Source organism: Mucilaginibacter psychrotolerans (genome assembly GCF_004519315.1).
Classification (GTDB): Bacteria; Bacteroidota; Bacteroidia; order Sphingobacteriales; family Sphingobacteriaceae; genus Mucilaginibacter; species Mucilaginibacter psychrotolerans.
In genome coordinates, this window is sequence record NZ_SOZE01000008.1 from 180,449 (window position 1) to 199,828 (window position 19,380).

At 47.0% G+C, this 19,380-nt stretch carries 21 protein-coding genes; 16 read left to right on the forward strand and 5 right to left on the reverse strand.

The features are described 5' to 3' along the window. Positions 1-33 precede the first annotated feature (33 nt). From E2R66_RS10650 to E2R66_RS10665, 4 genes are all read left to right on the forward strand, one after another. Complete coding sequence (locus E2R66_RS10650; protein WP_133229033.1) at positions 34-2,046, forward strand: M56 family metallopeptidase; 2,013 nt, start codon at positions 34-36, stop codon at positions 2,044-2,046. A 368-nt stretch (positions 2,047-2,414) separates the two neighbouring features. After that, positions 2,415-2,621, forward strand: coding sequence for a hypothetical protein (locus E2R66_RS10655; protein WP_133229031.1), 207 nt, complete (start codon positions 2,415-2,417; stop codon positions 2,619-2,621). Between the two features lie 108 nt (positions 2,622-2,729). Then, on the forward strand, positions 2,730-3,164 hold the full coding sequence (locus E2R66_RS10660; RefSeq protein WP_133229029.1) for a hypothetical protein: 435 nt from the start codon (positions 2,730-2,732) through the stop codon (positions 3,162-3,164). A 571-nt stretch (positions 3,165-3,735) separates the two neighbouring features. Further along, entirely contained in the window at positions 3,736-4,452 is a 717-nt protein-coding gene (locus E2R66_RS10665) for a hypothetical protein (RefSeq protein WP_133229027.1), read from the forward strand. Between the two features lie 59 nt (positions 4,453-4,511). Here E2R66_RS10665 and E2R66_RS10670 read toward each other — a convergent pair whose 3' ends face one another. Together E2R66_RS10670 and E2R66_RS10675 are read right to left on the reverse strand one after the other, a co-directional pair. Next, positions 4,512-4,922, reverse strand: coding sequence for a DUF6691 family protein (locus tag E2R66_RS10670; RefSeq protein ID WP_240049283.1), 411 nt, complete (start codon positions 4,920-4,922; stop codon positions 4,512-4,514). Continuing rightward, entirely contained in the window at positions 4,919-5,479 is a 561-nt protein-coding gene (locus E2R66_RS10675) for a YeeE/YedE family protein (RefSeq protein WP_133229015.1), read from the reverse strand. Before E2R66_RS10675 ends, E2R66_RS10670 begins: the two co-directional genes overlap by 4 nt. A 364-nt stretch (positions 5,480-5,843) precedes the next feature. Here E2R66_RS10675 and E2R66_RS10680 point away from each other — a divergent pair, with 364 nt between their 5' ends. From E2R66_RS10680 to E2R66_RS10715, 8 genes are all read left to right on the forward strand, one after another. Next, positions 5,844-6,374: a hypothetical protein gene (locus E2R66_RS10680; protein ID WP_133229013.1), complete on the forward strand. Its 531-nt coding sequence runs from the start codon at positions 5,844-5,846 to the stop codon at positions 6,372-6,374. 286 nt (positions 6,375-6,660) lie between these two features. Further along, positions 6,661-7,455: a HipA family kinase gene (locus tag E2R66_RS10685; RefSeq protein ID WP_133229011.1), complete on the forward strand. Its 795-nt coding sequence runs from the start codon at positions 6,661-6,663 to the stop codon at positions 7,453-7,455. Then, complete coding sequence (locus tag E2R66_RS10690; protein ID WP_133229009.1) at positions 7,433-7,816, forward strand: DUF3037 domain-containing protein; 384 nt, start codon at positions 7,433-7,435, stop codon at positions 7,814-7,816. The genes E2R66_RS10685 and E2R66_RS10690 overlap by 23 nt, the downstream gene beginning before the upstream one ends. A gap of 215 nt (positions 7,817-8,031) precedes the next feature. Continuing rightward, positions 8,032-8,352, forward strand: coding sequence for a hypothetical protein (locus E2R66_RS10695; protein WP_134737921.1), 321 nt, complete (start codon positions 8,032-8,034; stop codon positions 8,350-8,352). A 36-nt stretch (positions 8,353-8,388) separates the two neighbouring features. After that, entirely contained in the window at positions 8,389-8,856 is a 468-nt protein-coding gene (locus E2R66_RS10700) for a lipocalin-like domain-containing protein (protein ID WP_133229005.1), read from the forward strand. A 172-nt stretch (positions 8,857-9,028) separates the two neighbouring features. Then, positions 9,029-9,877 (forward strand): ThuA domain-containing protein, encoded by an 849-nt coding sequence (locus E2R66_RS10705; protein ID WP_133229003.1) that lies wholly within the window; start codon positions 9,029-9,031, stop codon positions 9,875-9,877. 230 nt (positions 9,878-10,107) lie between these two features. After that, positions 10,108-11,568 carry a glycoside hydrolase family 30 protein gene (locus E2R66_RS10710; protein ID WP_133229001.1) on the forward strand — a complete coding sequence of 487 codons (1,461 nt, stop codon included), beginning with the start codon at positions 10,108-10,110 and terminating at the stop codon, positions 11,566-11,568. A gap of 219 nt (positions 11,569-11,787) precedes the next feature. Next, a complete protein-coding gene (locus tag E2R66_RS10715; protein WP_133228999.1) occupies positions 11,788-13,545 on the forward strand; it encodes a family 43 glycosylhydrolase in 1,758 nt (585 codons plus the stop codon). A 130-nt stretch (positions 13,546-13,675) separates the two neighbouring features. Here the strand turns inward: E2R66_RS10715 and E2R66_RS10720 are convergent, their stop codons facing one another. Continuing rightward, positions 13,676-14,878: a DUF3179 domain-containing (seleno)protein gene (locus E2R66_RS10720; protein WP_133228997.1), complete on the reverse strand. Its 1,203-nt coding sequence runs from the start codon at positions 14,876-14,878 to the stop codon at positions 13,676-13,678. Positions 14,879-15,245: 367 nt separating this feature from the next. On the opposite strand from E2R66_RS10720, the gene E2R66_RS10725 reads away from it, so the two are divergent. From E2R66_RS10725 to E2R66_RS10735, 3 genes are all read left to right on the forward strand, one after another. Then, the gene (locus tag E2R66_RS10725) at positions 15,246-15,890 is read left to right on the forward strand and encodes a DsbA family oxidoreductase (protein WP_133228995.1); all 645 of its coding nucleotides are present in this window, start codon (positions 15,246-15,248) and stop codon (positions 15,888-15,890) included. A gap of 156 nt (positions 15,891-16,046) precedes the next feature. Next, positions 16,047-16,676, forward strand: coding sequence for a hypothetical protein (locus tag E2R66_RS10730; protein ID WP_133228993.1), 630 nt, complete (start codon positions 16,047-16,049; stop codon positions 16,674-16,676). A 104-nt stretch (positions 16,677-16,780) separates the two neighbouring features. Next, positions 16,781-17,929: an MFS transporter gene (locus E2R66_RS10735; protein ID WP_158288375.1), complete on the forward strand. Its 1,149-nt coding sequence runs from the start codon at positions 16,781-16,783 to the stop codon at positions 17,927-17,929. On the opposite strand, the gene E2R66_RS10740 is transcribed toward E2R66_RS10735, so the two are convergent. Next, positions 17,926-18,195: a hypothetical protein gene (locus E2R66_RS10740; RefSeq protein WP_133228991.1), complete on the reverse strand. Its 270-nt coding sequence runs from the start codon at positions 18,193-18,195 to the stop codon at positions 17,926-17,928. The genes E2R66_RS10735 and E2R66_RS10740 overlap by 4 nt on opposite strands. A 243-nt stretch (positions 18,196-18,438) precedes the next feature. Beyond that, positions 18,439-19,032 (reverse strand): master DNA invertase Mpi family serine-type recombinase, encoded by a 594-nt coding sequence (locus E2R66_RS10745; protein ID WP_133228989.1) that lies wholly within the window; start codon positions 19,030-19,032, stop codon positions 18,439-18,441. Between the two features lie 60 nt (positions 19,033-19,092). Between E2R66_RS10745 and E2R66_RS10750 the strand changes: the two genes are divergently transcribed. Then, positions 19,093-19,380, forward strand: a 288-nt coding sequence (locus E2R66_RS10750; RefSeq protein WP_204985902.1) for a hypothetical protein, incomplete at its 3' end; no start/stop codon positions are given.

The following is a 19,380-nucleotide window of genomic DNA, read 5'->3' on the forward strand; positions in this document are numbered from 1 at the left end:
AGGCCTTAGATTTTAGAATTTAAATAACATAGTATGCAAAGCTTGTTTTATAACATCAGCCAGGTTTTAGGTATCGCCATTTTGCATTCGCTTTGGCAGGGTTTGTTGATATGGTTCATGCTGCGTGTGGTGTTCAGCGCTTCGCCGGCATTATCAGCCATAAAAAAACACAACATGGCTGCTGTGGCTATGCTGGGCATAGCGGCCTGGTTTATGGTAACGCTTTTTAACGAGGCAGGCAACTTTAACTGGCACCCGGTAGTGCCGGCGGTAGCGGCCTTTGCGCCGCAGGCTGGCATGATAAACCAGCTATCGCCCTTTACGGCCCCGGCAGACAGGTATTACTATGTTATAGAAGGCTATTTGCCCTATGTTACCATCCTTTACCTGGCGGGCCTGGCCATAAACCTGTTTAAGCTTAGCTATTGCAGGGTGAAACTGCTGCGTATAAAAAAAGCGTTGTTGCCGCCGGGCGACATGCAATGGCTTGCAGACGAGTTTGCCGAAAGGCTGCAAATCCGCCGCTATGTAAGGGTAAATTTCAGCTCGCTTGTTGATGTGCCTTGCATGATCGGTTATCTTAAGCCTATTATTCTTTTACCTATTTCCTTGTCCACCAATCTGTCCGTTGCCGAAACGGAGGCTATACTATTGCACGAACTCGCCCACATCAAACGGAACGATTATTTGGTAAACCTGCTGCAGCAGGTAATCAATTCCTTATTGTTCTTTAATCCTTTTGCCCAGATGATTAGCCGTTTGATAAGTGCCGAGCGCGAAAACTGCTGCGACGACCTGGTGGTGCAAACCACCAACAACCCGCTGGTATACGCCCGTGCCTTACTGAAGCTTGAAGAAAGCAGGCACGCAAACCTGCAACTGGCGCTGGCCGCCAGTACCAACAAACACTATTTATTAACCAGAATCGAACGCATCATGAAAACCCAACAAAAAATAGGCAACATACGCCATTTGGTGCTTGCCATATTACTTTTAGCCGGCAGCTTAAGCAGCATTGCCTGGTTAAACCCCGAAATTAAGAACGGTAAGATTACCGTTAAGGCCGTAACGCCCCGCGAAATTATCAATACCCTGTTTGCCGATACTACCCGCAAAAAAGCCGTTAAAGGCAAACCCGCAAAACAAAAAGCAACTAAGATTTATAAAGACAAAGTACTCCTGGATCATGAAAACTTCACGTTTAACGACGGCATGAACGACCCCGAACTGCGCCGCCTGGGCGCCGAACTGGATAAGCAAAGCCAGGCTTTGAGCAAATACTACGATAGCCCGGATTTTAAGGCCCTTACCCAGGAACTGGAGAAACGCGGCCACGAGATAGATGCCTATTACAACAACGACCAGATGAAGGCCCTCACTGCCAACCAGCAGAAGCTTGGTGCCGATTTCGACCGTAAATACGGCCACAACAAAGATATAGAACAGTACGGTAAGCAAATGGAAGCACTGGGCAAAAACATCGATAGTTACTTCAGCTCTCCCGGGTTTAAGGATATGAATGCCAGGCTGAAAAAGAAGTTCAACATTACCAGCGACTATAACGACGACCACGACCCGAACTATAAAAAGTACCAGGAAGAACTGCAGGCCAACCTCCCCGCCCAGATAAACAAGGACACAGAAGAGATGAAAGTGCTGGGCGGAAAGATGCGCGGCTTTTTCCAATCGGCAGATTTTATGGCCTCAAGAGACAGTATGCGCCAGATGGGCGACAGCATGCGCAGGGCATTTGATAACCCCAAAATGAAACTACAGCAGGAGCAGATGCGTAAGCTAAGCGACCAAATGCGTGCCTATAGCAACAACCCCGACTTTTTACGCATGAAGAAGCAAATGCAGGATGCTGCCGCCAAAATGAGGACCTACACCCAATCGCCCGCCTTTAAAAAGAAGATGGAGGAGTTTCGCAAGCAAATGAAAGCCTTTAATTGGAATGACAACAACAATAATAACGACAACAATTACCACATAGACAGGGACAGCGTATCAAACCCTAATCAACCGCAGGGCCCCGGTAAACCTTAAAGAGCCGATGTTTTGGTGTGTCAGTATTTAGTTAAGCCGGTTACCAGGAGTGGTGGCCGGGCTTTTTTTATGGAGGAGGAAGTCTATAAATCAGGCTTGAATGCGTTAGGGGTAATAGCGGATACCGGCCTGCGCCTAAGGCCTAGTGCGCGTATGAGCGGATAACCCGGGCCGCAGGCAACGCTATTATTGATGAATAGTGAGTGGTTGCTGTATTGCAAACTATTCGCCACGCACATGCTCACCGTTTACCATCCTTCGGATGTTAATAGATAAAATCAGCAGGAATATTTTTCTTTAACCATCCACCACTCAATAATCAACCATTCACCACTGTTCCAGCGCTTAACCGAACCTACCTGGCTAAGGTGAAAGGCAATGCGGCTGCTATTATCGAGGCAGAGAAACTAAAGCTTACCAATAACCCCTATTATTTTACGCTCCTTGGCGAGTTATATAAGACAATCGACCCGGAAAAAGCCCTTGAAAATCTAAACCTCGCACCGCACATTGCGAAAACTCAGGTGGATAAGCAAGCGATAAGTAAGAAGATCGAGGCAATCAATGGAAGCTAAATTATCAAGGAAATCAAATAATCAGGAAAATCATGGTTCAGAACATTCAACGAAATCCAGTGAATCATGGTTCTGTTTAGTACTTTTGCTGCTCATTCAATCTACGTTATGAATACCACCCGCATCGTTATCCTATTCGCTTTTTTGAGCCTGTCGGTTTTTGCCTGTAATAATGCTGCTAAAACCACTTCAACAAAAACAGATAGCCCAGCCACTGTCGCCAAACCCGCAGCCGCAGCTACCGGTACGCTGATAGGTGCCTGGCATGATGCCGCTATCCATTCTGATAAGGGCGAGCAGATAGCTTACGAACTCGTTACCAGCGGCGATAAAACGTATATACAAGCTATTACCTTTGTGGGTACGAAACTCAAACTGAACGATACGCCGCCTATCAGCCCTTCGGCATCTGAACTGAAAAAGGACGGCGATAAATACACCAGCGTAGAACGCCCCGGCGAAAGCTACGAAATAGCCAAAGACGGCGACCTGCTCATCTATGATGGTGCCGAACTGATTACGAAGTGCAAGAAACTATTATAAATGAGTGAATACGAATTGAGTTAACACGAATTTTACGAATAAAAGCGAATTTGCACTAATCAATTTGGTGATTTGATTAGTGAATAGGACGAAGTTAAAAATTCGTGAAATTAGTCGGCATTCGTGAAATTAGTGGTCACTCAATCCGTAAAATTAGGTGGCATTCGTGAAATTAGTGTTCACTCAATTCGTAAAATTAAGTGGCATTCATGAAATTAATGTTCACTCAATTCGTGAAATTAGGTGGCATTCATGAAATTAGTGTTCACTCAATTCGTAAAATTAGTCGGCATTCGTGAAATTAGTGTTCACTCAATTCGTAAAATTAGGTGGCATTCATGAAATTAGTGTTCAATCAATTCGTGAAATTAGGTGACATTCGCGAAATTAGTGTTCACTCAATTCGTGAAATTCGTCTTAATCTGTTCAATTCGTGTTAGCTCACTCGTGTTTAATCTTTCTTGCTTTGTAACATCCTTGTGCGTTTACGCTGTAAGCGACTTATCGTCTACTATAGTATTAAACCATCGCCCAGCCCCACCGTCTATCCCTACAAATAACAATTAAAAACATGAAAAAGATACTATTGATGATAACCATGGTGCTGGGCATAAGCGTTTTAGCCCAGGCGCAAAACAAAGACAGGCAAAAACATAACCCCCAGCAAAGAGCACAGCATGTAAGTGTTATGCTACAGAAAAAACTGAACCTGAGTGCCGACCAAACCGCCAAAGTAAACACGATCCTTTTGGCGCAGGCTACGCAGATGGACAGCCTGAAAGCCAATAAAGCCGGCGACAAAAAAGCAAACCGCGAGGCGTTTAAAACACAACTGCAAAAAACCGATGGCCAATTGGCAGCCGTGTTCACTGCCGAACAGAACAAAACCTACAGCGCGTTTAAAGCGCAGATGAAAGAAAAATTCAAGGGCGGCCGCGGCAAATCTATGGCACACAACCGGAGGGGCGATATGAAGAACCCCGCCCAGCGTGCCGACCATATGACCGGTATGTTGCAAAAGAAACTGAACCTGGATGCTGCACAATCGGCTAAGGTGAAAGCAATATTCGTGGCACGTGCTACACAGGTGGATAGCTTGAAAGCTAAAAACCCCGGCGACCGCAAAGCCAACCACGCAGCTTTTAAAGCCCTAAGACAAGATACAGACAAGCAATTGCAGGCTGTTTTAACAGCCGACCAGCAGAAAGCATATGCCGACCTTAAAGCTAAGATGAAAGAACATCATAAAGCAAAAAGGGATAGCTTAAATGCGCCAAAGGCAGGATAAGAAGATGTTGGGTTGATTTATGTGGAGCGGATGGCCTTTGGGCTGTCCGCTTTTTTTGCTTAGTGCGGCAGCTTTTCGCGCAGCAAACCATATACCCACGTTCCTACGATAGCACTAAGCAAGGTAACCAACACCACCGCGAAGCCACCACCCACCTGCGCAAATAGCGGGCCGGGGCATGCACCAGTAATGGCCCAGCCAAACCCGAATAGCAACCCGCCATACACATTGCCCCAGCTAAAGGGCTTTTGAGGGATAATAACGGGATCGCCGCTGATGGTTTTGATGTTAAACCGTTTGATGAGCAGGATAGAAATCATGGCCACCACAATAGCGCTGCCAATGATGCCGTACATGTGGAAGGCCTGTAGCCTGAACATCTCTTGTATGCGGAACCAGGATACCACTTCAGATTTGATCAGGATGATGCCAAACAGCAGGCCAATAAAAAGGAATTTGATGTTTTTCATATGGCTAACAAATGAGGGAGTATAAACCAGGCCATAATGAAACCGCCCGCCATAAAGCAGCAGGTGGCCACAAAAGACGGCCATTGGAGCGAAGATATGCCCATAATGGCATGCCCCGAAGTGCAGCCCCCGGCGTACCGCGTACCGAAGCCTACCAAAAAGCCCCCCAATACCATAAACACCAATCCGCGCAGTGTAAGCAGCTGGCTAAAGCTGAAAATATCCAATGGTAGCAAGCCGGTAAAATCCTTTACACCCTGTTTTTGTAGCAAGGCAGTAGTTGCCGGATTGATTGCCACCGGTTGGGCGTTGGATAAAAAATGCACCGCCATAAAGCCGCCCAACACAATACCCGCCACAAAAAACAGGTTCCAGCTTTCTTTTTTCCAGTCGTATTTAAAAAAAAGGATGCCCGCAGGCAGGCAAGCCGCGCAGATATGCCGTAGCGAAGAAGATATACCAAAAGCCTTATTGCCAAGCAATAGCAGCGCCGGCACAATAAGACCAATAAGCGGGCCGGCCAGGTACCAGGGCCAGGGTTGTTTGATGAATTCCATTAACGCATTAATTTTTCTGCATCAGCATTGCTGCGGATAAAGATATAAACCCAAATCAAATATCTGTTAATTAAAGGCCCAGGTGCCAGGGAAATCGCGTTTAAATTAATGCGAGCCAGGACTTGTGCGATTCCCCTCTTGACCGCGTGCCGCTGAAGCTTTAGCGGAGGAGCAGAGGGGGGAGGGGTGTGTTAGCCGTCAAGAAGCATAGCCTAACACACCCCTGATCTCGCTCAATACCACCCACCCCCTCTCAAGAGGGGATTAAAAACCTAAAAGCTACCCTTGCCCAGGTGCTGTTTGAAAATATTGCTAACGCCACCAAAATGCTTTGTTATATTTACGCTGATTAGTTTTTTTGATTATGGATGATCGGTTTTTGCTGCGTACTGATGGCGTTTGTGTGTACATGTCTGCCGGTATCAAAAGTTCTGTATGGGGGAAATTATTACTATTGCTGGGCAATGGCATGGTAGTGGGCGTACTCGTACTGGCTGTTGTTTGGGCCATTCCCGGTTTAATGGTTTTCGATTTGCTGATATGGGTTTGGTTGGGGCGATACACCTTATGGAATATTTACGGACAGGAACATCTCATTATCAATACCAAATCGCTTAGTTTTCAGCACGATTATGGTTTCTTCAAACTGGCTTATAAAACAGTGCCCTTAAAAAACAAGCTGAAGATATTGGTGCTGCCTTCAAAAGAAACCAAAGTTAAAGAGCTGTATATCCAATTCGTATCCTATAACGATACCGATTTACCGGTCGAAGTTTATCAAATGGCGATACCTATCCTGGAAATCAACGCCGTTAGGTTGAGCAATATGGTGAAGCAACTGTACGTAGATAAATTGAGTGAAGAATACGCGTTACCTTTTGTGAATTTGAACTAGTGGCCACGCCAGGTATAAAGTGAGAAAATCCTAAAATCTAATCTCTAAATTCTCAAGGAAAAAATTACATAGCTAATGTAAACAAAGCATGGGTTTTATTTTAGGATTTGGAGTTTCTTCTCCCACTTTAGAATTTAGACTTTCGGTTTTAGGATTTCTTTTCCTTAGAATTTAGGTTTTAGCTTTTCGGTTTTAGGATTTCTTTTCCAGCAATCCCCTTCCCCTTTAGAATTTAGGTTTTCGGTTTTAGGATTTCCTCCCCTATCTTAGTCCCTCCAAATCACCTATGAACAATACGCCACCGCAATTACGCACCGTTAATGTTACCCGCTATGTTACTCCCCTGCGGGAGGGCGGCTCGTTGCCTGCTATAGCCGAGGCCGACGACGGCTTTTTGTACGTGCTTAAATTCCGCGGGGCAGGGCAGGGGCCGAAAGCACTGATAGCTGAATTAATCGGCGGCGAGATTGCCCGTACCCTTGGTTTCAGGATGCCCGAACTCGTTTTCGTGAACCTCGACGAAGCCTTTGGCCGCACCGAAGCCGACGAGGAAATACAAGACCTGCTGAAATTCAGCGTGGGACTTAACCTGGCTTTGCATTACCTGCAGGGTGCCATTACTTTCGACCCTGCGGTTACGGTGGTAGAACCCAAACTGGCCTCGCAGATTGTGTGGCTGGATGCCCTGCTCACCAATGTAGACCGCACCGCCCGCAACACCAATATGCTGATGTGGCATAAAGAGCTTTGGCTGATAGACCATGGCGCTGCCCTGTACTTCCACCATAATATGGATAACTGGCAGGAGCAGGCCCTGCGCCCCTTTGTGCAGGTAAAAGACCATGTGTTGCTGCGCAAAGCTGAATTGCTGGAGGAAGTGGATGCCGAATTCAGGGCCATCCTTACGCCGGAGGTAATCAGCGCTATCGTATCCATCGTGCCTGATGCCTGGCTGGTTGACAGGAGCTTCGAAACCGAAGACGACCAGCGGCAGGTTTACGCGCAGTTTTTGAACGCCCGGTTGGCCAACTCCAACATATTCTTAAAAGAAGCACAGCATGCAAGATCGCAACTTATTTGAGTATGCCGTTATCCGCGTGGTGCCCAGGGTAGAGCGCGAGGAGTTCATGAACGTAGGGGTTATTTTGTATTGCGCCAAACACAAATACCTGCGGATGATGTACCAGGTAGATAAGGAACGCCTGCTGGCCTTTTACCCGGATATTGATTTGGAGGGGGTGGAAGCAAACCTCCGCTCGTTCCAGCAAATATGCAAAGGCGGTAAAGATGCCGGCCCGATAGGTTTATTGGATGCACCATCGCGGTTCCGCTGGTTAACCGCTACCCGCAGCACGGTGGTGCAAACTTCTAAGGTACATCCCGGCTTTTGCATAGATGGGGATGAAACGGTGGAAAGGCTTTTTAAGCAATTGGTTGAGTGATGTTGTCGATGAAAAACATATTGCACAAAGGTTGAGTTCGTGGCATTGGTGCAATCGTGCTTTTTTTTCTCATAGTTTATTTTATTGAGCGCAGAGCCGGGACTTCCAAAGAAGTCGACGGATTCTATAACAACCGGGGAGGATATGACGACGTTGAAATCCCACTCCTGAAACCTTATTTTTTAATACAACTTAACAGACAGGGAGCTTGGTCGATGAATTTGGAAACCAATGGGGCATGGGCGTTGTTGGGGGCTTCGATTGAGAACGTTAAAAAAGTGAACGTGGTCAACTGTGCCATTTTAATGTACACTCCGGCAACGCACGTGATGGGCGAGAAATTTCCTAAGCCAGCTTGGGCTATCATCATCCCCTCGAAAAATATAGAGGAGGGCTTTGTTGACCATAGTGCTTACGTAAATTATCTTCGTTCCATTGGCTTTAAAGTCGAACCGGAATTGTACGATATGAAAGACGTTGTAAAAGCGGCAAATGATAACGAAGTTATCGATTGGTCAAGAATTATAAGCAATTAATTTACTCAACTAAATAGATCTCAATCTCACAATCAAATGAAAATCAAATTCTTAATCCTCCCATTACTAGCTCTGGCCGCCTGCAAGCAACCCGCTGCCGAAACTAAAACCGAAGAGCCTGTCGCCCCAATACAGGGCACCTGGAAACTGGTATCGGCCCTACAGATAACTAAAGGCGATACCGTTGTTACCTATCCCGAGAAAGGGCAGGAGCAGGAAATGATCAAAGTAGTCAACGGCGACCATTTCGCATTCTTTAAACACGACTTGAAGATGGCCGGCACCAAGACTGTATTCGGTTCGGGCGCGGGGACCTACACACTAACCGGTGCCGATTATACCGAGAACCTGCAATACTGCAACTATCGCGAGTGGGAGGGGCATTCCTTTAATTTTAAAGTGAGCTTCAAAGGCGATACGCTGGTGCAAAAAGGCATCGAGAAAATAGATAGCCTGAAAATTGACCACGAGATAGTAGAGACTTACATCAAGCTAAAGAAGTAAGTTCCAAACTCAGCCCTTCCCGTCATGCCGAATTTATTTCGGTATCCCATCATAAAAGTAGCCACTACGCTTTACCGCTTTGCATATGCGCTACCTGCCGCGTGGGGTACTGAAACAAGTTCAGGATGACGGTTCTTTGTTTTGATTTTTTCAATCATTAATACCCAACACCATGCGTCAATCAATCAGCATAAAAATATTTACGATCGCCCTGCTTTGCCTGTGCATAAACAGCAGTGTGCATGCCCAAAAGAAGCCGCGTTTCAAAGTGATTGCTTTTTACACGGGCAAAGAGGATCAGGCACATATCAGCTTTGTGCACGAGGCCAATAAATGGTTCCCGTTGATGGCGGCCAAATACAACTTCGGGTACGATTCTACCAGCAACTGGGGCAACCTCAACGAGGCTTTTCTCGCTAAATATAAAGTGGTAGTTTTTTTGGATACCCGCCCTGACGACCCCGCCCAGCGTGCGGCCTTTGAAAAATACATGCGCAACGGCGGCGGCTGGATGGGTTTCCATTTTTCGGCCTTTGCGCTTACGCCATCAGATTTCAATGCCGATTGGGATTGGTACCATAACGAGTTCCTCGGCTCGGGCCAATACGCCAGCAATACCTGGCGGCCAACGTCGGCTATCCTGAGGGTAGAAGACCGAAAGCACCCGGCCACCAGGAACATGCCCGAAACCTTCAACGCATCGCCTAATGAATGGTACCGATGGGAGAAAGACCTCCTTAAGAACCCCAACATCAGGATACTGATGTCGATAGACGCTACCAGCTTCCCGCTGGGTACAGGCCCAAAACAAAACGAGATATGGCACAGTGGTTATTACCCGGTTGTATGGACCAATCGCAGCTACAAAATGATTTACCTCAATATGGGCCACAACGATATCGATTACGAAGGCAAAACCAATAAGGACCTCTCGCACACCCTTGGTAACCCTATAGAAGATCAGTTTATCCTCGATGCAATTGAATGGATGGGCACCGGCAAGCGTATTGTGGATAAATAATGGGCTTGTGATTAAGGCGTATAAATTTGTAAGGCGCTTTTACTACTTGGAAACAGAAAATGTTGATTATAAGCCGATTTAATTAAATATTGCTTGGTATTTAAGCGTATCAAAAACATCATAAATAACTAAATATCAGTTATTTATGATGTTTTTCTTTGTTGGATTCCGCGAAACTTTAATAGCTTTGAATCCGTAAACCAATACGATTAACCTTTCCCGGCTTAACAATGAAGAAAACCCTTTTATCAATAGGTTTTATATGCATAGCGGCGGCGGCGTTTTGCCAGTCGGCGATGAAGCCAAAAAAGCTTTATTCTGCAACCAATAAAACGGTAAAAGTATTCGTAACCGAGAAGGAAGGCAACAAAAGGCTCGCACCTGCTGGCACATTAATCTTTACATCTAGTCCGCAGCCACCCGAAACCGAAACGCTAATATTTGTAGACCCTACCAAAACATTCCAAACCATGCTGGGCATTGGCGGTGCATTAACAGATGCCAGTGCCGAGACCTTCTATAAACTCCCAAAAGATAAACAACAGGAGTTTTTAGCCGCCTATTTTGATAAAAACATCGGCATTGGCTATACCCTGGCACGTACCAACATCCAAAGCTGCGATTTTAGCAGCGGCAGCTATAGTTATGTATCTGATAGCGATAAGGGCCTGCGCACCTTTGATATCAGCCACGACAAAAAATACCGCATACCATTTATTAAAGAGGCTACCATAGCCGCCGGCGGGAAACTGACGCTATTCGTTTCGCCCTGGAGCCCGCCGGCTTTCATGAAGGACAACAACGACGTATTGCACGGAGGCAAGCTTAAGAATGAGTTTGCGCAAAGCTGGGCCAGATTCTATGTAAAATTCATCAACGCCTACGAAAAACTGGGCATCCCGGTGTGGGGACTATCGGTACAGAACGAGCCGATGGCTACGCAAAGCTGGGAGAGTTGCAAGTACACTGCTGAGGAAGAGCGCGATTTCGTGAAAAACTTCCTCGGTCCAACCCTTGTGAAAGGCGGTCTGGCTGCCAAAAAATTGATTGTATGGGATCATAACCGCGATTTGCTTTACCAGCGGGCCAGTACCATACTGGAAGACCCTGCAGCCGCCAAATACATCTGGGGCATCGGCTTCCACTGGTACGAAACCTGGACAGGCGCGGGCCAAAACTTTGAGAACACGCGATTAACCCACGCGGCGTTCCCCGATAAGAATTTGATCTTCACCGAAGGTTGCGTAGAGAAATTCGATTTTAACCGCCTTGGCGATTGGGCCCTGGGCGAACGCTACGGCCTATCCATGATAAACGATTTCAACGCCGGCGCCGTAGGCTGGACAGACTGGAACGTGCTGCTCGATGAAAAAGGTGGCCCCAACCACGTAGGCAACTTTTGCTTCGCGCCCATACATGCCGATACCCGCACCGGAGAGTTGATCTATACCAACTCGTACTATTACATGGGGCATTTCTCCAAATTCATACATCCGGGCGCAAAGCGCGTAGCCGCAGCGGCAAGCAGGGATAAATTACTGACCACCGCGTACATGAATCCGGATGGTAAACTGGCTGTTGTGGTAATGAACCGCACCGACGAAAAAATCGAATACAGTTTGTGGATAAAAGGCATGGCCGCAAAAACCACCGCCGAACCGCATTCCATAGCAACGCTCATCGTACAATAATTCATAATCAACTAAATCTCTGAGGAAGGGGCCCGATTAACTTCGGTGCTCCTTTTTTAATTTCAAGGGGGCAATCCTTTCTATTACCCGTAGAGACGCAATATTTTGCGTCTCCCGTTGGATGATAGCGGCTTTGCATGTGCAGACGCAAAATATTGCGTCTCTACGGCAGGAATCTTAACAATCCTTATATTTGCCTTAACCAATTACATCCCGCCCATGAAAATTGCAAACCGTTTATTGTTGGCAGTACTTTTTTGTTTTACCGCGTTTACAGCATCGGCACAAACAAAACGGCTTACTTATTGCAACCCGCTCAACCTCGATTACGGCTACACGCCTTTTGAAAGTTTTGCGGCCTGGGGTAAGCACCGCGCCACGGCCGACCCAACCATGACTTTTTTTAAAGGCAATTACTACCTCTTCAGTACCAACCAGTTTGGTTACTGGTGGGGGCCGGATATGCTGCACTGGACCTTCGTGCCGCGTAAATTTGTGCGGCCCTACAACCAGGTAAAAGGCGATGAGCTTTGCGCGCCTGCTACGCTGGTACTGGGCGATACCCTGCTGGTTATTGGCTCTACCTATAATAAAGATTTTACCCTGTGGATGAGCACCGACCCCACGCACGATACCTGGAAAGCCGCTAAGGACTACTTCCAGGTGGGGGCCTGGGACCCAGGCATGTTTGCCGATGACGATGGTCGCGTTTACATTTATCATGGCAGCAGCAATACCCTGCCGCTATACGGGCAGGAGATAGACCGCAAAACCTTCGAACCTATCGGCCCCAAAAAGGAGATGATAAAACTCAATTGGGAGCAGCATGGCTGGGAGCGCTTTGGTGAGAATAACGATAACGTGTTCCTTACCGGCTTTATGGAGGGTAGTTGGATGAACAAGCACAACGGCAAATATTACCTGCAATATGGCGCGCCCGGCACCGAGGGCAAGGGCTACGGAGACGGCGTTTACGTAGGCGATAAACCGCTTGGCCCGTTCAAATACCAAAGTCATAATCCCTTCAGCTATAAACCCGGCGGCTTTGCCAAAGGCGCGGGCCACGGCGCAACCTGGGCCGATAAATGGGGCAATTACTGGCACATCAGCACCATGGTGGTTGATGTGAAGAACAACTTTGAACGACGCATAGGCTTTTGGCCGGCCGGTTTTGATAACGACGGCACGCTGTACACCAACACCGCCTATGGCGATTATCCGCATTACCTCTCGGCAGGAAAAGAAGATCATTTGAATAGCAATTTCACCGGCTGGATGCTGATGAACTATAACAAGCCCGTGCAGGTGTCATCAACCCTTGGGGCGTACGTACCCAATTTAGCAGTTGATGAAGATATCAAAACCTACTGGAGCGCCAAAACCGCCAACAAAGGCGAGTGGATGCAAACCGACCTGGGCGAAGTAAGCACCGTGCGTGCCATCCAAATCAACTACGCAGACCAGGATGCCACTTTCATGGGCAAATCCCTTGGGGTATATCATCAGTACCTGATAAGCTCTTCTATCGACGGTAAAACCTGGAAGCCATTGGTAGATAAACGCCAAAACAAAACCGATGTACCGCACGATTACGTGGAACTTAAAACGCCCGTCAAAGCGCGCTACCTCAAAATAACCAATTACCATATGCCCACCGGTAAATTTGCCTTGTCGGGTTTCCGGGTGTTCGGCAAAGGGGCGGGCATGGCCCCTGATACCGTTAGTAATCTTATCGTTTTACGCGGCAAAGAAGAAAACCGTAATTCCTGGCTGCGCTGGCGCCAAACGGATGGTGCGGTAGGTTACACCATTTACATGGGCATAGCACCCGATAAGCTTTACAACAACATTATGGTGTATAACGTAAACGAGTATTACTTTAACGGTATGGAAAAAGGCGTGCCTTACTATTTTCAGATAGAAGCCTTTAATGAGAATGGGATAAGTAAAAGGACGCAAGTAATTAAGGTGGAGTAAGCTGCGGATGTGCGGATTTCAGATGTGCGGATTTCAGATGAGGGTATTTCAGATGAAAAACGGGCTCTATCATTTTTCATCTGCACACCTGCACATCTGAAATCTGCACATCTGTTTTCCGTCTGCACACCTACATCCCCCTCCAAAGCTCCGTAGCCGGGTGGAATTGTTTCCATGAACGCCAGTATTCCTGGTAAGATTGTATGGTGCTGAGTTGCTTGCCCTTGTTCGGGCCGGAGATGCATTTGCCCTTCCAGTCCCAAATAGAGGCGGTTTCCTGGTCGGCCAGGCAGTTGTCTTTATCCATCATGAAGTGGAGCTGTTTGCCGTCAACCAGGCTACTCCAGGTGTGGAAGCTTTGCTGATCCTCCTCTACGGCTATTACCAGCGGCGTGCCGTTCAGCTTATCGTTTAATATCTGCTTTTTCACCAGTTGCCGCCAATCGTACGCTTTGGGTTTGCCGTTGGCAATAATGCCTACCATCCAGCTTTTGCGTACTAAGGAATCTTTATTTTTTAAGGTGCTGTCTTTATCTACGGCTTGTTTATGGTCGTAATCTTTCAGGTCGATATAATCGTCGAGGTAACCACCATCGGGTTGCATAATGAGCGATGCAGGGTATCTAGACAGCCATGCGCCAAGCGTCATCTGCTCGTAGGGCAGTTCTTCCAGATGCGCGCCTTTCATTGGCCCTACAGCGGCCACGCCGGTTGCCTGGTACCACCAGGTGCGTGTGCTTACGTCTTCAATAATAGCATTGTAGTGCCTTGCACCCACCAGTCTGAAGGTTTGCTCGATGCCTTTAATAACCGGGTCGTACACGCGGCCTGTGCGACACATGGTGCAATAAGTAACCAAAACGGGTTTGCCGGCCAGGCTATCCTGCACTTTATGGTGATAGCCCAGGTAAATAATAGGGTAGGCCTTGGCCACACCATTGCTCACCACCCCTATAACCAAGTAGCTTTGTGGTACTTTATTGGCGAGTCCGTTGGCAAACCTCGCCTTTTGGGTTTCCTTGAACATCACCTCGGCCTTGAACATATAATCAGTAAAGTAAAAACTGCCCAGGCAGATGATGATAACCGACACCTTGATGATTTTATGCTTGCGTGTGTTATTGGCGAAGAAGCGGATAAAATAAATGATCAGCAATATTGCGCCGATGATGCGCAGCGGAAGCACTATTTTTTCGAGGTAATAACAAATGGTAATAGCGTTGATATCCTGGCTGCCGGGGAAAGGCATCAGCAGGTAAGCATGTAGCAAACCGGGCAAAATAAGCAATACCATACCGGCCCAAAAAAGCAAAGGTTTAGTGTTATGATTCATTTGTCGGTAAAATGGGCTTATCGTATTGGTCAATCAGGTACAGAAAGACTAAATTATAAAAAATATGCACGCTGTCAATATCATGCTGAAAATAATAGGGCAGTCGTGTTTAAGAGTAATGCGAGCCGGGGCGCGTGCGATTCCCCTCTTGAGAGGGGCGGAGGGGTGTGTTGGTCGGCAAGAACCATAGCCTAACACACCCCTGCTCTCGCTCAACCCAACCCGCCCCCTCTCGAGAGGGGATAAAAACCTAAACGCGATTCCCGGCTGAAAATAAACGCTTAAGCAGCTTTATGCTTCTTTTTTGACTTTGCGTCGACCCGCGCTTTGCTGCACATCTTTACCTTTACGGAAAATATAGAACACCATGAAAGTAGAGATATGGAGCGATGTTATGTGCCCCTTTTGCTATATAGGCAAACGCCGGTTCGAGGATGCATTGCAGCAGTTTGACGGTAAGGACAAGGTAGAGATTGAATGGAAAAGCTTTCAGCTTAACCCGCAAATGGTGACCGATCCATCGGCAAACATCAGCCAGTACCTGGCCGATATAAAAGGCTGGACGCTGGAATACGCGCAACAGATGAATGACCACGTAACCAAAATGGCCGCCGAAGTTGGCCTTACCTACGATTTCGACAGGGCAGTTGTAGCGAATAGCTTAAAGGCCCACCGCTTTAGTCATTATGCCAAAAGCAAAGGCCTTGGCGATGCAGCGGAAGAAGCGCTGTTTAAAGCCTATTTCACCCTCGGCAAAAATACCGACGATACCGAAACCCTGGCCGGTTTAGGGGAAGAGATCGGCTTGGAAAAGGACGAAGTAACAGCAGTACTAAACAGCGACGCCTATACCGACGACGTAAAGCAGGACATTGCCGAAGCCGAATACCTGGGCATACGTGGCGTACCGTTTTTTGTGATGGATGGTAAATATGCCGTATCAGGCGCGCAGGCCGTACCGGTATTTACCCAAACTTTAGACAAAGCTTTTGGCGAATGGAAGGAAGCGTAAAGCAAGCCCGATTTGGCGGAAGTAAATGGGCCGGTATGCGGACCGGATGGGGATTGCTAAGGATTATCTGCCAGCACTAAAAAAACAGGGCAATTTTGCTTAACGGGAAATAAAACGTATATTTAATGCATAAAGAATCTAAACCTTTATCCCATTATGAAGCGTTTTTTTTATCGCCTTTTCGCCTTAATTTTTTTAACAACAGCAATTTCTGCGTGCAAACTTGATGCCCCCGTATATCCCGTTGGCGGTACGGGAACTGGCACAGGAACCGGAACTGGCACAGGAACCGGGACAGGAACTGGTACGGGAACCGGTACTGGCACAGGAACTGGTACGGGAACCGGGACCGGGACTGGAACAGGCACCGGTACAGGGACAGGAACAGGTACCCCTGTTGAAAACACAGGCGACGGCCTGCCGATTGGTGCAGAAAACACGATTCAAATTCAATACACGGCAGGTGGCCCTATTAAAACGTTCAAAAATAACCTTGGTGTTACATCCGCTTTTGGCGCCGGCGGCATATCAGCTATCGAAAGCACAACCTCTACATTCTTAATGGGTTTTCTGGGTACAACACCTGGCACTTACGATATTGCCGACATTCAGGTGGATAACTATTTTTTAGACTTCAGACAGTCGGGGAAGGTTAAGTTAACATCATTTTCGTTCAATGCAGCAACCTTTAAAGGATCTGCCAAGGGAACATTCAGCGTAGACCTCACAGATGATAAAGGAGTCATCTATCAGCATGTTATCGGCTCGTTCAATATCAAACAATAATAAAAACGTCTAAATTTTGTAATTATTAAGGGTAATACAAGTATTTTTATCTATATTTATTTATCATTTGTATCTTAGTGTAATATTTACACTAACTAAATATTTTGGATACTATACCCTCAACATATAATTACCCCCGCACCACTTTGCGCATTGCCGTGGCGGCTATGTTTTTTATGGCTGGGCTCAGCTTTTCGAGCTGGGCATCGCGTATCGCGACCGTTCAGCAGGAACTCGACTTGTCTGACGCTGCCCTGGGTGGCGTACTCTTTGCCCTGCCGGTTGGCCTCATGTGTTCACTCCCTTTTTCGGGCTGGGCCATTACCAAGATAGGCAGCCGTAATTTGCTCGTAGCCGCCCTTATTGTTTACAGCATCTCGCTGGTAACGCTGGGCCTTGCGCAAAATACTTTCCAGCTGATCATCTGCCTGATGGTTTTTGGTTTCAGCAGTAACTCCGTAAATATATCCGTAAATACCCAGGCAGTCGCCGCCGAAGAACTTTACGGGCGGCCTATACTGGCCTCCTTTCACGGCTTGTGGAGCCTCGCAGGCTTTACCGGCGCAGCCATCGGTTCGTTCATGATCGGGCATGAAATTATCCCGCTGTACCACTTCATATTTATACTGGTCATCATCATCGTGGTGGTTTTATTCACTATGCCCTACCTCAAACACGATAAGGTGGCCAACGCGGGCCCCGTATTTGTGATGCCCGATAACTCGCTGATTAAACTAGGGGCAATCGCTTTTTGCTCGATGATATGCGAAGGTGCCATGTTCGATTGGAGCGTTATTTACTTTAAGAAAGTGGTACTCGCACCCATTGATTGGGTAGGAACGGGCTTCACCGCCTTTATGTTTACCATGGCCGGCGGCCGCTTTGTGGCCGACTGGTTTTCGCACCGTTTCGGGTTGAAACGCACCATGCAGCTCAGCGGCATGCTTACTGCAACCGGCCTGCTCATCGCCGTGATCTTCCCACACCTTTATACCGCGCTCATTGGTTTCCTTTTTGTAGGCGCTGGTGTATCCTCTGTAGTACCTATGGTTTACAGCGCAGCGGGTAAATCTAAAACCATGCAGCCCGGCGTGGCTTTGGCAGCGGTATCTACCATTGGTTTTATGGGTTTCCTGGTTGGGCCGCCCATGATTGGTTTTATAGCCGGCCTGGCATCTCTAAGGGCATCCTTCACGCTCATTGCAATGATGGGTATCAGCGTAACCGTAGTAGCCACGAAGGCAAAAATTTAAGCCTCGTTCAAGTCGGCTTCGCCGGGATTCAGCACGTATTCAAAATTTTCGTATCCATTGTGGAAACGGAATTTTAACCGCTCTTTAGGCAGGGTAATATCCAACGAAATCAGGGCCAGCGTTTCGGGTAGGTTATCCCTGATTAGTTTAAGGTCGGTTATGTGCGGCATCTCAATATAGATGTCATCGCCCACCGGTTCAATCTTCCAATCCTTTAAATTGGCCGCTGCCAATACATCTATCCATTTTTGTTGATACGCGTTCATAAGTGTTTCTGTTGGTACTTATGGGGAACAGGTGGAGCGGAGGAAAGTTTTGGATGGATTTTTTTGGCTCATTACCCACCGCGTCATTGCGAGCCGCGGCGGGGAGGAGGTGTGACGGGGCGGCGTGGCAATCCTTGGGTAGCAGAGCCGCTTTGCAGGTACGCTCTGCTATCCCCGAGGCTGCCGCAAGCGTCCCCAGCCTGATCGAGGCGGCTTTTCCGTCAATTGGGTTATGAATGTGCGTTAGTTGTCCTCCTTTACAAAAGAGGATACTGTTAGCCTGTGCACTCCTAATATCCGTCCAATTGCACTATATGATATTTTTTTGTTGATAAGCCGTTGGATTTCGTCCTCTTTTCCCGTAAGTTTCTTTATTTGCGATTTGCTCCCTTTGGGCCTTCCTAATATCTGCCCTTCGGCTTTACGTCGCGCAAGCGCTTCTTTGGTGCGTTGGGAAATTAAATTGCGCTCAATTTCGGCTGAAAGGCCGAACGCAAAAGCAAGAACCTTTGAATTGATGTTATTGCCTAATTCGTAATTCTCCTTTACAGTATAAACCATTACGTCCTTCTCCATACAGTCATGCAGAATTTTCATTATCTGCATCAGGTTACGTCCCATTCGCGACAGTTCAGATACGATTAGAATGTCTCCTTTTTGCATGCGCTGTAAAAGCTCACCAAATTTACGTACGCTAAGTTTTTTTGTTGAACTGATTGTTTCTTCAATCCACTCGTCGATGACGATTTGTTTGATATTAGCGAATTTTAAAATTTCATACCGTTGATTTTCGGTTGTTTGTTTGTCTGTACTGATGCGGATGTAGCCGTATTTCATATTGTTTAAATTATTAGCATTATTTAATTATACGGCAATAAGATAGGTTAATTAAAATTGTTGAATAAAAACAACACTATTTTAGTAGACAATTGGAGCGATTTTATTAGACAGTCAGTTACTACGCAAAGGGGCTTTAAACCAGATAGCGGATGGGTAATACTTTCACCATTAGAAGCCACCATAAAAAACAAGATTGAAGCGGTAGGCACTCCATTAAAAGATTGGGATATCAATATCTACCGAGGTATATTAACGGGGTTCAACGATGCGTTTATTATCGACCAAAAAACGAGAGATGCCCTAATTGAGGCTTCGCCTAAAAATGACGAAATTATACGTCCGATT

What these genes read in the sequence shown, in the direction of transcription:
- E2R66_RS10685 (WP_133229011.1), top strand. Translation starts at nt 6,661, where the DNA reads ATGAACAATACGCCACCGCAATTACGCACCGTTAATGTTACCCGCTAT.
- E2R66_RS10650 (WP_133229033.1), top strand. Translation starts at nt 34, where the DNA reads ATGCAAAGCTTGTTTTATAACATCAGCCAGGTTTTAGGTATCGCCATT.
- E2R66_RS10695 (WP_134737921.1), top strand. Translation starts at nt 8,032, where the DNA reads ATGAATTTGGAAACCAATGGGGCATGGGCGTTGTTGGGGGCTTCGATT.
- E2R66_RS10660 (WP_133229029.1), top strand. Translation starts at nt 2,730, where the DNA reads ATGAATACCACCCGCATCGTTATCCTATTCGCTTTTTTGAGCCTGTCG.
- E2R66_RS10740 (WP_133228991.1), bottom strand. Translation starts at nt 18,195, where the DNA reads ATGAACGCGTATCAACAAAAATGGATAGATGTATTGGCAGCGGCCAAT.
- E2R66_RS10715 (WP_133228999.1), top strand. Translation starts at nt 11,788, where the DNA reads ATGAAAATTGCAAACCGTTTATTGTTGGCAGTACTTTTTTGTTTTACC.
- E2R66_RS10720 (WP_133228997.1), bottom strand. Translation starts at nt 14,878, where the DNA reads ATGAATCATAACACTAAACCTTTGCTTTTTTGGGCCGGTATGGTATTG.
- E2R66_RS10670 (WP_240049283.1), bottom strand. Translation starts at nt 4,922, where the DNA reads ATGAAAAACATCAAATTCCTTTTTATTGGCCTGCTGTTTGGCATCATC.
- E2R66_RS10710 (WP_133229001.1), top strand. Translation starts at nt 10,108, where the DNA reads ATGAAGAAAACCCTTTTATCAATAGGTTTTATATGCATAGCGGCGGCG.
- E2R66_RS10675 (WP_133229015.1), bottom strand. Translation starts at nt 5,479, where the DNA reads ATGGAATTCATCAAACAACCCTGGCCCTGGTACCTGGCCGGCCCGCTT.
- E2R66_RS10705 (WP_133229003.1), top strand. Translation starts at nt 9,029, where the DNA reads ATGCGTCAATCAATCAGCATAAAAATATTTACGATCGCCCTGCTTTGC.
- E2R66_RS10745 (WP_133228989.1), bottom strand. Translation starts at nt 19,032, where the DNA reads ATGAAATACGGCTACATCCGCATCAGTACAGACAAACAAACAACCGAA.
- E2R66_RS10680 (WP_133229013.1), top strand. Translation starts at nt 5,844, where the DNA reads ATGGATGATCGGTTTTTGCTGCGTACTGATGGCGTTTGTGTGTACATG.
- E2R66_RS10700 (WP_133229005.1), top strand. Translation starts at nt 8,389, where the DNA reads ATGAAAATCAAATTCTTAATCCTCCCATTACTAGCTCTGGCCGCCTGC.
- E2R66_RS10665 (WP_133229027.1), top strand. Translation starts at nt 3,736, where the DNA reads ATGAAAAAGATACTATTGATGATAACCATGGTGCTGGGCATAAGCGTT.
- E2R66_RS10725 (WP_133228995.1), top strand. Translation starts at nt 15,246, where the DNA reads ATGAAAGTAGAGATATGGAGCGATGTTATGTGCCCCTTTTGCTATATA.
- E2R66_RS10690 (WP_133229009.1), top strand. Translation starts at nt 7,433, where the DNA reads ATGCAAGATCGCAACTTATTTGAGTATGCCGTTATCCGCGTGGTGCCC.
- E2R66_RS10730 (WP_133228993.1), top strand. Translation starts at nt 16,047, where the DNA reads ATGAAGCGTTTTTTTTATCGCCTTTTCGCCTTAATTTTTTTAACAACA.